Genomic DNA, 15,545 nt, shown 5'->3' on the forward strand with positions numbered 1-15,545 from the left:
AGTCGGATCGGGCCAGGGGGATCAGGTTTGCGGGGTCAGCCGGGCTGGAGGAATTCGACCTCGACGAAGACGATGTCGCTGTCGCCGTCGTTGATGACGTTGTGGCTGACGCCCGCCTTGCGGAAATAGGAGCGCCCCGGCTCCAACGGGAACGGACGGGCGTTGCCGTCCGGATCGACGATGGTGAAGGCGCCGGCCGTCACCGGGACAATCACATAGTCGTAGCCGTGCACGTGGGCGCCGGTCTCCGCCCCCGGCACCAGACGCCATTCGGTGACGCGGGTGCGCTCGTTCTCGACATGCTGAGTGGAAACCGCCTGCGGACGGGTGCTCATCGCTCGGTGCCCTCCTTGCTCTTCTCGTTGGGAACTTTTCAAAAGAACAATTCGTGTACCACGAAGCCCGACCCACGCCCAGACCGAAGCGCATCCGCCACCTTTCCTTCGGACTCCTTTGGCGAGCGCCCCCCTCCTTTGGGGGGAGTCCTACCTACGATTGAATCCGTGACCCGGCGACTCCCCGCAGCTTAGCCTTGCCGGTCCGTACCGCGCAAAACCGTCAGGGAGGGGCGTCAGGCCGGCATGCCAGCGTTGAGGAGCCACCAGACCATGGTCGCCGGCGTCGCCGCGGCCATCGCGCAGCGGCAGACGGACGTGCGGGACGTGCTGGCCGCGGTAACGCCGGGTGGGGGCAAGTCGCTGCTGCCGGTGATCATGGGGGCGGCGCTGATGCGCGCCGGGCTGATCGACCGCATCTGCTGGATCGTGCCCCGCGACAGCCTGCGCCGGCAGGCCGAGGAGGCTTTCGCCGACCCGCGCTGGCGCGAGGCGCTGGGCCACGGGATCGCGCTGCGGGCGGCGGAGAATGGGCGCGATCCCTGCCGTGGCCTCCAGGGATACGTCACCACCTATCAGGCGGTCGCCGCGGCCCCGGACCTGCACCTTCAGGAGTTCCGCCGCCACCGCTATCTGCTGGCCGTGGACGAATTGCATCACCTGCCCGCCGTCGCCGACACCGGAACGGCGACCACGGCGGAGGATGAAACCGCCTGGAGCCGCTCCATCCTGCCGCTTCTGGAAAGTGCCGCCGCCCGGCTTCTGATGAGCGGCACGCTGGAGCGGGCGGACGGGCGTCCCATCCTGTGGCTGCCCTACCGCACGCCGCAGGGAGTGCGGCGGGTGCGCGAGATCGACTTCAAGGCGCCGGGCTGGGCCATCGTCGGCTATTCGCGGCGGCAGGCGCTGGCCGAGAAGGCGATCCTGCCGGTGACCTTCGGCGCGATGGACGGCACCGCGACGTGGCTGGACGCGGAGCGGACGACGCGCAGCGTCGACGCGTTGTCCCGCGCCGGGGAGAACACCCGCGACGCCCTGTTCACCGCGCTGCGCACCGGTTTCGCCCAGGCCATGCTGCGCGAGGCCTACCGCTCCTGCCGCGAGCACCGGGCGAAGCGGCGCGCGGCGGGGAACGGTTCCGGACAGGATGGAACTGGGCTGGGCAAGCTGCTGGTGATCGCCCCGGACCAGGAGACCGCCCGCAACTACCTCGACACGCTGCGCGGCTGGATGCCCGGCGCCCAGGCGGCGCGGATGGCGCAGATCGCCATTTCCGAACGGCGCGACGCGCAGGAGGTGGTGGCCGCTTTCCGCCTGCGCCCCGAGCCCGCCGTGCTGGTGTCCGTCGCCATGGCCTATGAGGGGTTGGACGCGCCGGCCATCTCGCACGTCGCCTGCCTGACCCACATCCGCTCCCGCCCCTGGCTGGAGCAGGCCATCGCGCGGGCCACCCGCGTCGATCCCCACGCCGGCGCCTACGAGCAGCAGCGGGCGGTGATCTACCACCCCTCCGACATGATGTTCGAGCGGTTCCGCCAGATGGTCGAGACCCAGCAGGGCACGCGGGCCATGGTCAAGACCCGGCGCCAGCATGAACTGCCCTTCGAACGCACGGTGGAGGCGGAGCCGGAGATCATCCCGCTGGAATCTAACGCGACGGCCCTGCGCTTCGCCGTGGTCGCACCCGGTCCCGATTTCGGGAACCCGCCGCCGGGGCGCGATTCCGCCGACCGCCCCCCCGCAAACGGCCATTCTGCCGAGCGCCCGTCAAAGGACGGGGTGCAGGTGCCGAGCGCCGTGGAACATCATCTGCGCCAGCGCATCGGCCAGATCGTGGCGGCCCAGGTGATCGAGGACCAGGACAACAACCTCGTCGCCGAGGGGCCGGTCAGTTACCACACCTACAACGCCGTGCTGAAGCGCTGCATGAACAAGGCGCGGTCGGAGATGACGCTGTCGGAACTGGAGGCCGCCCTCGGCTGGCTGGAGCGCAACCGCATTTCCGACCATCTGCATCTGATCGCCGACGACCCGCAGTACCGCTGGTCGAGCCGCCGCAAGGGCCGAGGGGCGGGGTCGGTCACGGCCTTCTCGAAACCATCCCGCCGGACGCCACACCATGGTACGGTGAAGCCGGCGTCCTAAATAACGCCCCCGGCCACACTTTTTTGCAGGAGCGAAGCAACCGGCCTTCGTGGAGAGTGTCGGCCCGTTCGCCACCCGTGGAGGTTACCGGTGCGTTTCGCGAGGTCACTCAATATTCTTCTCGTGGAGGATGATTCACTCACCGCCATGGCGATGGCCCGCATGCTGGAAATGGCCCATTGCACGGTCACCACCGTAACGGATGGGGAGGCGGGGCTGAGCGCCCTGGCCAAGGGCTCCTTCGATGCGCTGATCACCGACTTGGTGATGCCCCGGCTGGGCGGCGAAGCGATGATCCGTCAATTGCGCTTCGACTGGCCCGACCTGCCCATCGTCGTCCTGTCCGCCTCCCCGCCCGAGGATGGAATCCCCGGCTTGCAGGACGGCGATGGCGGACCGCTGGTGATCCTGAGGAAGCCCGTCCTGGCGGGGGAATTGCTGACGGCGATGGAGCGGGCGTTCCTGAAGACCTGAACGGAGCCGGTCAGGCCTTCTTCTTGCCGAAGCTGATCTTCGGCTCCTCGCCCTTCAACAGGCGTTTGATGTTCGCGGAATGGCGGATGGCGACCAGCACGGCGATGAACAGGCAGAGACCCGCCACCAGCGGCCCGCCGAAGATCCAGCCGAAGATCGGGCTGAGGCCGAGGGCGGTCAGGGCCGACAGCGACGAGATCTTGAACAGGAAGGCCATGGCGAGCCACGTCGCGCAGGCGATCGCGCCGACCGGCCAGGACACCGCCAGCAGCACGCCGAGCGCCGTCGCCACGCCCTTGCCGCCCTTGAAGCCGAGCCAGACCGGGAAGCTGTGCCCCAGCATGGCGCCGCCCGCCGCGAAGACCGCCGCCTCCGGCCCCGCCCAGGCGAGGGCGAGCAGCGCGGCGATGGCGCCCTTGCCGCTGTCCAGGATCAGGGTGGCGGCGGCCAGCGGCTTGTTGCCGGTGCGCAGCACGTTGGTGGCGCCGATGTTGCCGGACCCGATCTGGCGGATGTCGCCCAGCCCGGCCAGCCGCGTCAGCACCAGCCCGAAGGGGATCGAGCCCAGCAGATAGCCCAGCAGGGCCGAGATGAGGATCGTCACCCTGTCAGCCCTCGAACTGCCAGACGGTGCGCCCGTCCACCACGGTGCGCAGCGGACGGCCCTGGACGGGGCGGTCCTCGAAGGGGCTGTTCTTCGACTTCGACTTGAAGGCCGTCACGTCCACCTTCCACGGCACGTCCAGGTCGAAGGCGATCAGGTCGGCGGGCGCCCCCTTGGCGATGCGGCCGAGCGGCAGGCCGAGGAGTTCGGCCGGCTTCACGGTCACGCAGGCCAGCGCCTTCAACAGCGGCATGGCCCCCTTGTGCACCAGCTCCAGCGTCAGCGGGAACAGCGTCTCCAGCCCGATCACGCCGCAGGCGGCCTGGGCGAAGGGCAGGCGCTTCTGATCCTGGTCCTGCGGCGTGTGGTCGGACGCGATGGCGTCGATGGTGCCGTCGGCCAGCCCTTCCACGATGGCCCGCCGGTCCATCTCGCCGCGCAGCGGCGGGGAGACCTTGGCGAAGGTGCGGTAATCGCCGACGTCCGTCTCGGTCAGGGCGAAATAATGGGGGGCGGTGTCGCAGGTGACCTTGAGCCCGCGCGCCTTGGCGCGGCGGATCAGGTCCACCGACTCGCCCGTCGAGATGTGGGCGAAGTGCAGCCGGCCGCCGGAGAGTTCGAGCAGGCGCAGGTCGCGCTCGATCATGATGATCTCGGCCTCCCGCGGGATGCCGACGAGGCCGAGGCGGGTGGCCCGCTCGCCCGAATTCATCATGCCGCCGCTGGCGAGGCTCGGCTCCTCCGGATGCTGGACGATCAGCTTGTCGAAGGTGCGGGCGTAGCTGAGCGCGCGGCGCATCGCCTTGGCGCTGGCGATCGCCTTGGTGCCGTCGGTGAAGGCTACGGCTCCGGCGCGGGACAGCAGGCCCATCTCGGTGATCTCGTTGCCGTCCGTCCCGCGGGTGGCGGCGGCGTAGGCGAAGACCTTGACCAGACGCACCTCGCGGGCGCGCCGGGCGATGAACTCCAGGCTCGCCACCTCGTCGGTCACCGGATCGGTGTTGGGCAGCAGGACCACGGCGGTGATGCCGCCGGCCACCGCGGCGCGCGACGCGCTCTTGATGGTGTCCTTTTCCTCCTCGCCGGGCTCGCCGATCAGGACGCGCATGTCGACGAGGCCGGGGGCGAGGCATTGGCCCTGGAGGTCCACGACCTCGATCCCCTCCGGAACGCCGTCGGCGAACAGGGACGGGCCGAAGTCGGCGATCTTCGCGCCGTCGGTCAGCAGGTCGCCCCGCTGGTCCAGGCCGCTGGCGGGGTCGAGCAGGCGGGCGTTGCGGTAGGCGACGCGGGGTGCGGTGGAATTAGGCATTGGAACCCCGGCCTTCATTTTTATTGGGGTCTCGGGTGAGGAGATCAAGAACGGCCATGCGGACGGCCACGCCCAGTTCCACCTGATCGAGGATCATGGAGCGCTTAAGGTCGTCGGCGACCTCGGAGTCGATCTCGACGCCGCGGTTCATCGGGCCGGGATGCATCACCACCGCGTGCGGCTTCGCCACCGCCAGCTTCTCGTAGTCGAGGCCGTAGAAGTAGAAGTATTCGCGGGTCGAGGGGACGTACTGGCCGCTCATCCGCTCGGTCTGGAGGCGCAGCATCATCACCACATCGGCGTCCTTCAGGCCGGTCGCCATGGAGTGGTGGATCTCGACGCCCAGCCGGTCGATCTGCGAGGGGATCAGCGTTGGCGGCGCCACGACGCGGACGCGGGCGCCCATGGCGTTCAGCAGATGGATGTTGGAGCGCGCGACGCGGCTGTGCAGGATGTCGCCGCAGATCGCCACGATCAGCCCGTCGAGGCTGCCCAGACGGCGGCGGATCGCCAGCGCGTCCAGGAGCCCTTGCGTCGGGTGCTCGTGGTGGCCGTCCCCGGCGTTGATGACCGAGCAGTTGACCTTGTCGGCCAGCAGCTTCACCGCCCCCGAATCGGCGTGGCGAACGACCAGCGCGTCGAGGTGCATGGCGTTCAGCGTCATCGCCGTGTCGATCAGCGTCTCGCCCTTCTTCACCGAGCTGCCGTCCGACGACATGTTGATGACGTCGGCGCCGAGCCGCTTGCCGGCCAGCTCGAAGCTGGTGCGGGTGCGGGTCGAGTTCTCGAAGAACAGGTTGACGATCGTCCGCCCGTCGAGGAGCGACGACTTCTTCGAAGGCTGGCGGTTCTGCTCGACGTAGCCGTCGGCGAGGTCGAGGATGGTGGTGATCTCGCCTGCCGTCAGCCCCTCGATGCCAAGGAGGTGGCGGTGCGGGAAAACCGTCGTGGAATGGGGCGATCCGGTCATGGGCCGCGACTATAGGAGCGGTCCCGAACGCCCGCAAGCGCGCCCTATGACCTTTTCCTATACGTAGGCTATGAGCCGCCCGCAGGCCAGGGCGCCGACCCACAGCGCGAGCGAGGCGGCGCCCGCGAACCGGGCGCCCGGCGGCGGCCGGTCCGCAAGGCTCCAGTCTGCCATGCGCCGCCCGGCGAGCCCGTGGAAGGCCAGGATGTTCAGCAAGGCCAGCCCGATCAGCGCCAGCTTCGCCAGGAAGGCGGGGTTGCCGGCCAGCGCCGTCGCCTCCGTCGTGAAGAGGAGGAGGCCGGTCGGCACCGCCAGCGCGAAGCCGATCACCGCCACCGGCAGGAGCAACCGCGCCAGCGCATCCGCCGGCAGCAGCGGCGCACGAACCCCGATCAGCCGCAGGTCGAAGGCCAGGATCGCCCCGACCAGAAGCGCGAATCCGAGGATATGCGTGATCTCGACCAGCGGGTAGAGCCAGACCGACTGGCGCAGCGACTCGCCGAGCCCGGACGTCTCCAGCGCGACGAGCCAGCCGGGGCCGGTGGGGCCGAGATCGTGGTCCATGCGCGGAACCCGGCGTCAGCGCAACTCGATGGTCTTGTCGGCGGCGGTGATGCGCTCCGCCCGCAGCTCCGCCGGGTCGGACTTGGCAGGGTAGCCGACCACCGTCACGGTCTGGCCGGGCTTGATCGAATCGGCGGGCAGGCCGCGCGTGCTCATGCGGCTGGGCGGGGCGAGCACGACGTGCCAGAGCTTGCCGTCGGCCTGGAGGTTCAGCATGGCGTGCGGGTTGTTGAAGGCGATCTGCTGCACGGTGCCGGTCAGCGTCATCTCCTGCCCCGACTCGTAACCGCCCCAGCCGTGGTGGGCGGCGGCGGGCCAGGTCAGCGAAGCGGACAGGAGGGCGGCGAGGACGAGTGGGCGTGCGGGCGTCATGGCGCAACCTTTCCCCGGTCAGGCGTCTGTTCAGGCGTCTGGAGAAGAGGTTGTGGCGGACTCGGCCGCGGACAAGGCCCGGCTGTGGCCGGCGGCTGGATCGGCGGCGGCCTCCTCGAACAGCCAGTCGCGGAACGCCTTGACCTTCGGGCGCGAGAAGTAATGGGGCGGGGCGGCGACATAATAGGCGTAGTTGCCCGGCAGATGGACGTCGAACAGCCGGACCAGCCGCCCGGAAGCCACGTCGTCCGCCACCAGGACGCCGCGGGCCAGCGCCACGCCGCCGCCCTCCGCCGCGACCTGGAGCAGCAGCGCCGAATCGTCGAAGCGCGGACCGCGGGCGTGGTCCAGCCCGGCGATCCCGGCGGCTTCGCCCCAGGTGCCCCAGGTGATGAAATAGTCGTCGTGGAGCAGCGTATGGTGGCGCAGATCCTCCGGTCGGCACAGGGGGCGGGGGCCGGTCAGAAGGGACGGGCTGCACACCGGATAGATGTCCTCGGTCATCAGCCGCTCGCAGCGCAGGCCGGGCCAGTTTCCGGCGCCGAAGCGGATGCCGATGTCCACGTCTTGCTGGGTGAAATCCACGAGCTGCGGGGTGGTGTGCAGCCGCACCTCCAGCTCCGGATGGCGGGCCTGGAAGCGGCCCAGCCGCATGACCAGCCATTTTGCCGCGAAGCTGGGCATGGTGGATATGGTCAGCGCGCCGGACCCGTCCATGCGGAACAGCCGCTCCGTCGCTTGGGACAGCGTGTCGAGGGCGTCGCGCACCGGCGGCAGATAGGACTGCCCGGTCTCCGTCAGGATCAACGCGCGGTTCATCCGGCGGAACAACGGCATGCCCAGCCATTCCTCCAGCCCCTTGATCTGATGGCTGACGGCGGCCTGGGTGACGTGAAGCTCCTCCGCCGCCTTGGTGAAGGACAGGTGGCGGGCGGCGGATTCGAAGGCGCGCAGAGCGTTCAGAGGCGGCAGGCGGCGGGCCATGGAGCGACTCCGGGAGGCTGTCTTCGGATTAGTTTTCCTAATCCAAACTATGAGAAAGCGTCGTTTGTGCGCAAGGACCGGGTGGCCCATCCTCCAGTCACGGAACACAGTCCGGAACGTCGGGCGACAGGCTCCGACGACCGACACAAGAGGAGACGCGGTCATGGCCCAGAGCATGAATGACGGCATGAACGGCAGCATGAGCACCCGCACCGATGCGCGGGAGCGGCCCGGCCAGGGGATTGGCGGTACGCTGGTCGTCCTGTTCGACACGGTGGCGACCTGGAACGAGCGGCGGCGCCAGCGTCGCGCGTTGGAGGCTTTGCCCGATCATCTGTTGCAGGACATCGGCCTGTCCCGCGCCGACGCGGTGACCGAGGCCGACAAGCCCTTCTGGCAGGGTTGACCTACCCCTATCGAGGAAACGGACGGGAGCGGACCGATGAGCGACAGCGGAGTTCTGACGGGCGGTTGCCTGTGCGGCGCCGTCCGGTACAAGGCGACCGAGCGGCCCATGGGGGTGGTGAACTGCCACTGCGGCCAGTGCCGGCGCTTCCACGGCCATTTCGGCGCCTACATCACCATTCTGCGCGAGACGGTCGTCATCGAGGCGCAGGACACCCTGTCCTGGTACCGTTCCTCGGCGAAGGCGCAGCGGGGCTTCTGCTCGCGCTGCGGTTCGTCGCTGTTCTGGAGTGGCGACGAGTCGGGCTTGTTCGACATCGCCGCCGGCACGCTGGACCAGCCGACCGGTTTGACGACGCTGCGGCATATCCATGCTGAGGACAAGGGCGATTACTACGCCATCGACGACGGGCTGGAGTGTTTCCCGCAGGGAGCACCCGAACCGCCGTGAGCGGTCACGAAAAACCGTTGCGGCAGCCTCAGCCAAGGAGGCTGTGGATGGTTTCCAGGATGGTCTTGGAATTCACCCTGGCGTAATCGTCGGCGTTGTTGGCAATGACCATGCCGAAGACTTCGCCGCCGCCGTTCGTGTCGTTGGTGAGAGCGTAGGCGTTGGCCGAGCCGCCTGGATTCCAACCGCCCGCGCTGTCCAGCGACGCGCCAAGCGCCGAGGTTCTGATTTTCGTCAAGGCGCCTTGAGCGTTCGCACCGCCGTTCTTCAAATCGACCAGAGAGCTGTCGGCGCCGGGCTTCTTCGCGCTGTCGAACAGGATGCGGAGGTTGCCGCCTTTCTCCGCGCCATTCGGCAGGAAAGCGATGTCGAACATGCCGGTGGTTCCGCCGCTTTTGTCGGTCCACATGCTTTCACCCGTCGTCTGCAGCATGTTGGCTACGGCCGGGGGCATTCTCGGTTCGATCAGACCATTCTTTTCCGCCAGGTTCCTTATGGCGGTCAGCGCGGCTCCGCCCGCCGCCCAACCGTTTCGGTCGGCGCTGAGACCGAAAGTCTGGTCGACGAGGTCGCGGACCTTGCCTTTATAGTCCGTGTGCTTCTCCCGCCACTCGGCATGGGCTGCCATCGCTTCGGGTGTGAAGCGTTCCGCGTCGGCGTTCAGTCCCGGCACCGTCTTCGCGGCCGCCGCGGCTTGAGCCAGCGAGTCGGCGGTTACGGTGAACCTCGTCGCGTTGCTCATCCGAAATTGCGCCTCGGTGGAGAGGCTGACCGTGTCCACAGGCCCGGAGGAGGGCGGTTCCGCCGACGGGGCGGCCGCCGCAACCGGACCATGTCCTGAAACCTTCCCCAACGCGGCAAAGGACGGGCTTGGGCTGTGGGTCGCTGCGGGAGGAATGGTCATGGCTGTGTAAGCCTCAAGAATAAACCATTCAGGGTAGTATCGTGGCCGGCGCCTAACGAACCATTAAAGGCGATGGATCGTCAGCCCGCCAAGGCGATGACCAGCGGCAGCGTCGCGGCGGAAGCCAGCGTCTGAACGGTGATGATGCCGGCCACCAGCGCGTGGTCGCCGCCCATCTGCCGGGCCAGGACGTAGGAGCTGGCCGAGCAGGGCAGGGCGTTGAACAGCACCGCGATGGTCAGCGGCAGCCCGTCCACCCCCAGCCAGGACCCGGCGAGCGCCGTCGCGGCAGGGACCAGCAACAGCTTCAGGACGCTGGACAGCGCCACGCCGAGCCCGGCGCCACGCGCCGCGGCGAGGTCCAGCCCAGCGCCGACCGAGAGCAATCCCATGGGCAGGGCGGCCCGCGCCAAAATGCCCACCACGTCCCCGATCACCGGAATCCGGCCGATCCCGCCCAGGTTCAGGGCGGCGCCGATGGCGACGGCGATGATGATCGGGTTGCGCAGGATGCCGGAGACGACCGCGCCGACGCCGTTGCGCTGCGGCGCTCCGTCCGTCACGCGGCCATAGTGCACCATCGCCGTGACGCAGAGCAGATTGACCAGCGGCACCACCACGGCGATGCCCACCGCCGTCAGCGTCAGCCCGGGGGAGCCGTAGAGCGCGCTGGCCCCCGCCAGACCCACATAGGTGTTGGGCCGGATCGCCCCCTGGAAGACCGAGGTGAAGGCCGGCCCGTCCAGCCCGATCGGGCGACGGACAGCGAGCGCCAGGGCGGCGCCGGCGAAGATCCCCGCCGCCATCGTGGCGCCCATCGAACCCATGGACAGGGCGCGCAGGTCGGTCCGCGTCAGTTCGTCCACGATCAGGCAGGGGAAGAACAGCAGGTAGGTCAGCCGGTCGAGCGACGGCCAGGCGGAGTCGGGGATCACGGCGCGGCGGCGCAGCCCCTGGCCGAACAGGATCAGCAGGAAGATTGGGGCCAGCGCCCCAGCGATGGGCAGCATGGGGCCGTCAGGCGTCCCCGTTGTCGCCGCTGTGGCCGCTGCCGCCGCCAATGTCGTTGTCGTACTCGTCGCGTTCCCGCTGTTCCCGCTGTTCCCGCTCCATCCGCCGAATGTGGGCCAGCGCGTCCAGCGCGCCTTGCAGGATGTAGGCGGCGGCCATCTTGTCCACCACCTCGTCCCGGCGCTTGCGGGTCATGTCGGCCTCGCCGATCATGAAACGCTCCACCGCGGAGGTCGACAGCCGCTCGTCCCAGAAGGCGATCTCGGCGTCCCAGCCCAGCAGGTCGGACCGTTCCATCAGGTTCTTGGCGAAGGCGCGGGTGGATTCGGCGCGTGGCCCCTCCGACCCATCCATATTCAGCGGCAACCCGATCACCAGCCCGCCGATCCCGTAATCGCGCAGCGTCCGCGACAGCTCGCGGGCGTCCTGGGTGAACTTCGTGCGCTTCAGCGTGCCGATCGGCGAGGCGACGACGAAGTTCGGGTCGGACACGGCCATGCCGACGGTCTTGGTGCCGACGTCGAGGCCGAGCAGGCGCTGGCCCCGGCCCAGGCGGGCGGCCAGTTCGGGAAGCGTATGGATCATGCCGCGAACCATAGAAGCCGTCTGCCGGAACGGCAAGCCCGGCGGAGATGTTGGGCGGTGCAATGGCGCAGCGAAGCTGCTTGAGTTGTTCTCCGGCATACTTATTCTAGCGCATGTGAATTCCGGAGTCCCTCCATGCCCACCGCCGCCACCGATCCGACTCCCGCGGCTGCATTCAGCCACCGCCCTTTGGCCGATGCCGACATTCCCAACATCTGCCGGTTCGCCCGTGATCGGGAGGAGCTGTATTTCCTGTTCCCCCGCGCGACGTGGCCGCTGACCCCGGAACAGGTGCGCGCCTCGCTGGCCGTACGCCGCGATCCCATGGTGGTGCTGCGCGGTGGCGAGGTGGTCGGCTATGCGAACTTCGCCACCTTCGAGGCGGAATGCAGCGCCAGCCTGGGCAATGTCAGTGTGGCGCCCTGGGCTCGGCGAACCGGCGTGGCGAAGCATCTGGTGCGCATCATGATGGACCGCGCCTTCGACCATCACGGCTTGCCCGAGCTTGTGCTGCGTTGCTTCAACACCAACACCCCGGGACTTCTTCTCTACGCCGCGCTGGGATTCGTCCCGATCGCCGTCGAGGAGCGGACGGCGCCCTGGGGCGACCGGCTTGCCCTTTTCACCCTGCGCATCGACCGGGCGCGTTGGGACGCGGCACGCGGCAAAGATTGACGCGGCCCAACGTCCGGCGTCGGGCGCCTTCGCGAGGTCAGGCGCTGCGGATGCGCTGGACGAATTCGTCCACCGCTCGACGCATGGCCTGGGCATGGTTGCCCAGGCTATTGGCGGCCTCCAGCACATCCGCCGCCGCCTGCCCGGCCTCGCGGGAAGCGTCGTTCACCTGCAGGATGCTGCGCGAGGCGTCGGCGGTGCCTTGGGCGGCCTGCTGGACATTGCGCGAAATCGCCCCGGTCGCCGCGGACTGGCGTTCCACGGCCAGGGCGATGGCGCCGGCGATGTCGTTCACCTGCCGCACCGTGTCGGCGATGTCGCGGATCGCCGACACGGCGTCGTGGGTCTCCTTCTGGATCGCCTGGATCTGGGACGTGATCTCCTCCGTCGCGCGCGCGGTCTGGTTGGCGAGGCCCTTCACCTCGTTGGCGACGACGGCGAAGCCCTTGCCGGCCTCACCGGCACGGGCGGCCTCGATCGTGGCGTTCAGCGCCAGCAGGTTGGTCTGCGAGGCGATCTGCTGGATGAGCTGAACCACGCTGCCGATGCGCTCCGCCGTGCCGGACAGGCTTTCCACCGTGGCGTTGGTGCGCTGCGTCTCCTCAAGAGCGGTCCGGCTGGTGCGCGCGGCGCTGTCGACCTGATCGGCGATCTCGGTGATGGAACCGCTCAGTTCCTCAGTGGCGGAGGCGACCGTCTGGACGTTGTCCGACGCCTGCTCGGTCACCGCGGCGACGGACGATGCCTGGACCGTTGTCCGTTCGGCGATGGCCGCCATGCTGCGCGCGCTGCCCTGAAGTTGCCCCGCCGCCGCCGCGACGGCGCTGACCATGTCCTGCACGCCGGTCCGGAAGGAGTCCGCCAATTCGTTCATCAGCCGCCGCCTGTCCGCCGTTGCGCGCTGGTCGGCCTGCCGGGCTTCCTCCTCCATGACGCGGTTGCGCTGGAGGCTGTCCTTGAAGACCAGCATGGCGCTGGCCATCGCGCCGATCTCGTCGCGCCGGTTCTGCGCGGGAACGGCGATGGAGAGATCCCCGTCGGCCAGCCGGCGCATGGCCTCGGTCATGGCGCGCACCGGCCCGGCCACCGCACGTGTGGTCAGCAGCGCGGTCAGCAGCAGGATGGCCGTCATCGCCACCGAGATCGACGCCCCGATCATGCCGTAATGCCGGGCGGTGTCGTCAAACTCCTCGTCCGCTTCCCTGGCCTCGCGGGCGGTGGAAATCTTGATCTTCTCGTACAGGTCCGACATGGCGGCCAGTTCGCCGTCGATGCGGTCGTCCATGGCGCGGGTCCGTGCGTCGGCGGGACCGCTGCGCAGGATGGGCAGCATCTCCTTCTCGAAGATGTCCACGGCGGCTCCGAAGTGCTTCTCCGCCTCTTCCGCCCAACCGCGCTCTTCCGGCGTGTCCATCACCCCGGCGGTCTTGCGGATGTAGAGTTCGGCGTTCTGGCGGACGGTCTTCCACTGTTCGGCGTGCTGCGGGCTGTAACCGTTGATCTGCGCGTCGGCCACGATCTTGTAGAGACGCCCGTCATAGCCGGCGAGTTCGGTCAGGGTCGTGGCGTCGGCGACCCGCCGCATTCCCTCCTGCTGCAGGTCGCTCAGCCGCGTCATCGCGAGGTTGTTGAACAGGGCGACGGCGGCAAAGCCCGCCACGCCGATGCCGAAGCCGAGGAAAAGGCGTTTCGCCAGCGTCAGTGATGCCGTCATTGAGAGCCTGCCCGGCTGGGTGCGGTGAGGTGGCTTCGGCGCGAATTTGACTGGTATGTTCGGCAATCTAACAGGGAACCCGTCAACGCACCACGCGGCGTCGGCCCTGGGAACCTTTTGCCGCGCTTTCTCCTCCCGGCGCCTCTCGCCGCCGGTCCGGAGGCGCACGCCGGTGGAAGGGATATCCCTGAATCATTGCGGTAATAGAATTCGGGTGATAGCTTCCAAGCCGTTTTTCCAGACGTTTCGGAAGAGAGTGGAAGGCATGTCGCTCGACAAGGCCACCGTGGCCAAGATCGCGCATCTGGCCCGCATCAAGGTGCCGGACGATGAACTGGATCACCTGGCGGGTGAGCTGAGCCAAATCCTGAGCTTCGTCGAACAATTGGGCGAGGTCGACACGCAGGACGTGCCGCCGATGACCAGCGTGGCCGCGCAGACGCTGCGCCGCCGCAAGGACGAGGTGACCGACGGCGGTTACCGCGACGCCGTCCTCTCCAACGGCCCGGAGACGGCCGAAGGCTTCTACGTCGTTCCGAAGGTGGTCGAGTGATGACCGGTCTTACGCATCTGACCATGGCGGCGGCCCTCGACGGCCTCGCCAAGAAGGAATTCACCGCGGTCGAGCTGACCGAGGCCCACGTCAAGGCGGTGGAGACGATCCGCCCGCTGAACGCCTTCATCACCGAGACGCCGGAGCAGGCGCTGGCGATGGCCAAGGCGTCCGACGCCCGCCGCGCCAAGGGCGAGGCCGGCCCGATGGAGGGCCTGCCCATCGCGGTGAAGGACCTGTTCTGCACCAAGGGCGTGCCGACCACCGCGGCCAGCCACATCCTCGACGGCTTCAAGCCGGAGTATGAGTCCACCGTCACCAGCAACCTGTGGCGCGACGGCGCCGTCATGCTGGGCAAGGTGAACCTGGACGAGTTCGCCATGGGCTCGGCCAACATCACCTCGCACCACGGCAACGTCATCAGCCCGTGGAGCCCGGGCGAGGTCGGCAACTGGTCGCGCCAGATCGTCCCCGGCGGCTCGTCGGGCGGCTCGGCCGCGGCGGTGGCCGCGCGCGCCGCTCTGGGCGCCACGGGCACGGACACCGGCGGCTCGATCCGCCAGCCCGCCGCCTTCACCGGCATCGTCGGCATCAAGCCGACCTACGGCCGCTGCTCGCGCTGGGGCGTGGTCGCCTTCGCCTCCTCGCTGGATCAGGCCGGCCCGATGACCCGCACGGTCGAGGACGCGGCGATCATGCTGCGCTCGATGTGCGGCTTCGACCCGAAGGATTCGACTTCGGTCGACATGGCGGTGCCGGATTTCCGCGCCGCGCTGACCGGTGACATCCGCGGCCTGAAGGTCGGCATTCCCAAGGAATACCGGGTGGAGGGCATGCCCGCCGAGATCGCCGCGATCTGGGACCAGGGCATCGAATGGCTGAAGCAGGCCGGCGCCGAGCCGGTGGAGATCAGCCTGCCGCACACCAAGTACGCGCTGGCCACCTACTACATCGTCGCTCCGGCCGAGGCGTCGTCGAACCTCGCGCGCTACGACGGCCTGCGCTACGGTCTGCGGGTCGAGGGCGCCAGCCTGAAGGACATGTACGAGAACACCCGCGGCGCCGGCTTCGGCAAGGAGGTCCGCCGCCGCATCCTGATCGGCACCTACGTGCTGTCGGCGGGCTATTACGACGCCTACTACAACAAGGCCCGTCAGGTGCGCACGCGCATCAAGTGGGACTTCGACGAGGCGTTCAAGCAGTGCGACGTCATCCTGACGCCGACCGCGCCGAGCACCGCCTTCGCCATCGGCGAGAAGATGGACGATCCGATCCAGATGTACCTGAACGACGTGTTCACGGTGCCGGCCTCGCTGGCCGGCCTGCCGGGCATGTCGGTTCCGGCGGGCGTCGGGTCGGACGGGCTGCCGCTGGGGCTCCAGCTCCTGGGCCGGCCCTTCGATGAGGAAACCGTCCTGCGCGTCGGTCAGGTCATCGAGAAGGCCGCCGCCGTCACCGCCACCCCGCCGTTCATGGCCTGAGCCGGA

18 protein-coding genes are annotated in these 15,545 nt (G+C 68.7%); 7 read left to right on the forward strand and 11 right to left on the reverse strand.

All coding sequences use genetic code 11. From position 1 onward, the window contains the following. Nucleotides 1-35 precede the first annotated feature (35 nt). Nucleotides 36-335, reverse strand: a complete 300-nt coding sequence (locus tag DS837_RS13610) for a cupin domain-containing protein (RefSeq protein ID WP_149165244.1) — start codon at nucleotides 333-335, stop codon at nucleotides 36-38. A gap of 246 nt (nucleotides 336-581) precedes the next feature. On the opposite strand from DS837_RS13610, the gene DS837_RS13615 reads away from it, so the two are divergent. Continuing rightward, nucleotides 582-2,480: a DEAD/DEAH box helicase gene (locus DS837_RS13615; RefSeq protein WP_149165245.1), complete on the forward strand. Its 1,899-nt coding sequence runs from the start codon at nucleotides 582-584 to the stop codon at nucleotides 2,478-2,480. A 123-nt stretch (nucleotides 2,481-2,603) separates the two neighbouring features. Continuing rightward, nucleotides 2,604-2,954 (forward strand): response regulator, encoded by a 351-nt coding sequence (locus DS837_RS13620; RefSeq protein ID WP_282187570.1) that lies wholly within the window; start codon nucleotides 2,604-2,606, stop codon nucleotides 2,952-2,954. A gap of 10 nt (nucleotides 2,955-2,964) precedes the next feature. Here DS837_RS13620 and plsY read toward each other — a convergent pair whose 3' ends face one another. From plsY to DS837_RS13650, 6 genes are read right to left on the reverse strand one after another with little or no spacing between them, the layout of a single operon-like run. Beyond that, entirely contained in the window at nucleotides 2,965-3,558 is a 594-nt protein-coding gene (gene plsY, locus DS837_RS13625) for a glycerol-3-phosphate 1-O-acyltransferase PlsY (protein WP_149165247.1), read from the reverse strand. Nucleotides 3,559-3,562: 4 nt separating this feature from the next. After that, nucleotides 3,563-4,870, reverse strand: a complete 1,308-nt coding sequence (locus tag DS837_RS13630) for a dihydroorotase (RefSeq protein WP_149165248.1) — start codon at nucleotides 4,868-4,870, stop codon at nucleotides 3,563-3,565. Beyond that, nucleotides 4,863-5,840, reverse strand: a complete 978-nt coding sequence (locus DS837_RS13635) for an aspartate carbamoyltransferase catalytic subunit (protein WP_149165249.1) — start codon at nucleotides 5,838-5,840, stop codon at nucleotides 4,863-4,865. Before DS837_RS13635 ends, DS837_RS13630 begins: the two co-directional genes overlap by 8 nt. A 57-nt stretch (nucleotides 5,841-5,897) precedes the next feature. Further along, complete coding sequence (locus tag DS837_RS13640; protein ID WP_149165250.1) at nucleotides 5,898-6,404, reverse strand: hypothetical protein; 507 nt, start codon at nucleotides 6,402-6,404, stop codon at nucleotides 5,898-5,900. Nucleotides 6,405-6,419: 15 nt separating this feature from the next. Then, entirely contained in the window at nucleotides 6,420-6,776 is a 357-nt protein-coding gene (locus DS837_RS13645) for a DUF6152 family protein (RefSeq protein WP_149165251.1), read from the reverse strand. Between the two features lie 30 nt (nucleotides 6,777-6,806). Next, nucleotides 6,807-7,760 carry a transcriptional regulator GcvA gene (locus DS837_RS13650; protein WP_149165252.1) on the reverse strand — a complete coding sequence of 318 codons (954 nt, stop codon included), beginning with the start codon at nucleotides 7,758-7,760 and terminating at the stop codon, nucleotides 6,807-6,809. 163 nt (nucleotides 7,761-7,923) lie between these two features. Here DS837_RS13650 and DS837_RS13655 point away from each other — a divergent pair, with 163 nt between their 5' ends. Both DS837_RS13655 and DS837_RS13660 read left to right on the forward strand, forming a co-directional pair. After that, complete coding sequence (locus DS837_RS13655; RefSeq protein ID WP_149165253.1) at nucleotides 7,924-8,166, forward strand: DUF1127 domain-containing protein; 243 nt, start codon at nucleotides 7,924-7,926, stop codon at nucleotides 8,164-8,166. A gap of 36 nt (nucleotides 8,167-8,202) precedes the next feature. Next, nucleotides 8,203-8,616, forward strand: coding sequence for a GFA family protein (locus tag DS837_RS13660; protein ID WP_149165254.1), 414 nt, complete (start codon nucleotides 8,203-8,205; stop codon nucleotides 8,614-8,616). A gap of 28 nt (nucleotides 8,617-8,644) precedes the next feature. On the opposite strand, the gene DS837_RS13665 is transcribed toward DS837_RS13660, so the two are convergent. From DS837_RS13665 to ruvX, 3 genes are all read right to left on the reverse strand, one after another. Continuing rightward, nucleotides 8,645-9,520 (reverse strand): hypothetical protein, encoded by an 876-nt coding sequence (locus DS837_RS13665; RefSeq protein WP_149165255.1) that lies wholly within the window; start codon nucleotides 9,518-9,520, stop codon nucleotides 8,645-8,647. 80 nt (nucleotides 9,521-9,600) lie between these two features. Continuing rightward, the gene (locus DS837_RS13670) at nucleotides 9,601-10,530 is read right to left on the reverse strand and encodes an AEC family transporter (RefSeq protein WP_149165256.1); all 930 of its coding nucleotides are present in this window, start codon (nucleotides 10,528-10,530) and stop codon (nucleotides 9,601-9,603) included. Between the two features lie 7 nt (nucleotides 10,531-10,537). Then, nucleotides 10,538-11,116: a Holliday junction resolvase RuvX gene (gene ruvX / locus DS837_RS13675; RefSeq protein WP_149165257.1), complete on the reverse strand. Its 579-nt coding sequence runs from the start codon at nucleotides 11,114-11,116 to the stop codon at nucleotides 10,538-10,540. A 135-nt stretch (nucleotides 11,117-11,251) separates the two neighbouring features. On the opposite strand from ruvX, the gene DS837_RS13680 reads away from it, so the two are divergent. Next, nucleotides 11,252-11,791: a GNAT family N-acetyltransferase gene (locus DS837_RS13680; protein WP_149165258.1), complete on the forward strand. Its 540-nt coding sequence runs from the start codon at nucleotides 11,252-11,254 to the stop codon at nucleotides 11,789-11,791. 37 nt (nucleotides 11,792-11,828) lie between these two features. Here DS837_RS13680 and DS837_RS13685 read toward each other — a convergent pair whose 3' ends face one another. Next, entirely contained in the window at nucleotides 11,829-13,505 is a 1,677-nt protein-coding gene (locus DS837_RS13685) for a methyl-accepting chemotaxis protein (protein WP_149165259.1), read from the reverse strand. Between the two features lie 265 nt (nucleotides 13,506-13,770). Between DS837_RS13685 and gatC the strand changes: the two genes are divergently transcribed. Next, a complete protein-coding gene (gene gatC, locus DS837_RS13690) occupies nucleotides 13,771-14,058 on the forward strand; it encodes an Asp-tRNA(Asn)/Glu-tRNA(Gln) amidotransferase subunit GatC (protein ID WP_149165260.1) in 288 nt (95 codons plus the stop codon). Further along, nucleotides 14,058-15,539, forward strand: a complete 1,482-nt coding sequence (gene gatA / locus DS837_RS13695; protein ID WP_149165261.1) for an Asp-tRNA(Asn)/Glu-tRNA(Gln) amidotransferase subunit GatA — start codon at nucleotides 14,058-14,060, stop codon at nucleotides 15,537-15,539. The genes gatC and gatA overlap by 1 nt, the downstream gene beginning before the upstream one ends. Nucleotides 15,540-15,545: the final 6 nt, after the last annotated feature.

It is taken from the genome of Azospirillum brasilense (assembly GCF_008365405.1).
Classification (GTDB): Bacteria; Pseudomonadota; Alphaproteobacteria; order Azospirillales; family Azospirillaceae; genus Azospirillum; species Azospirillum brasilense_D.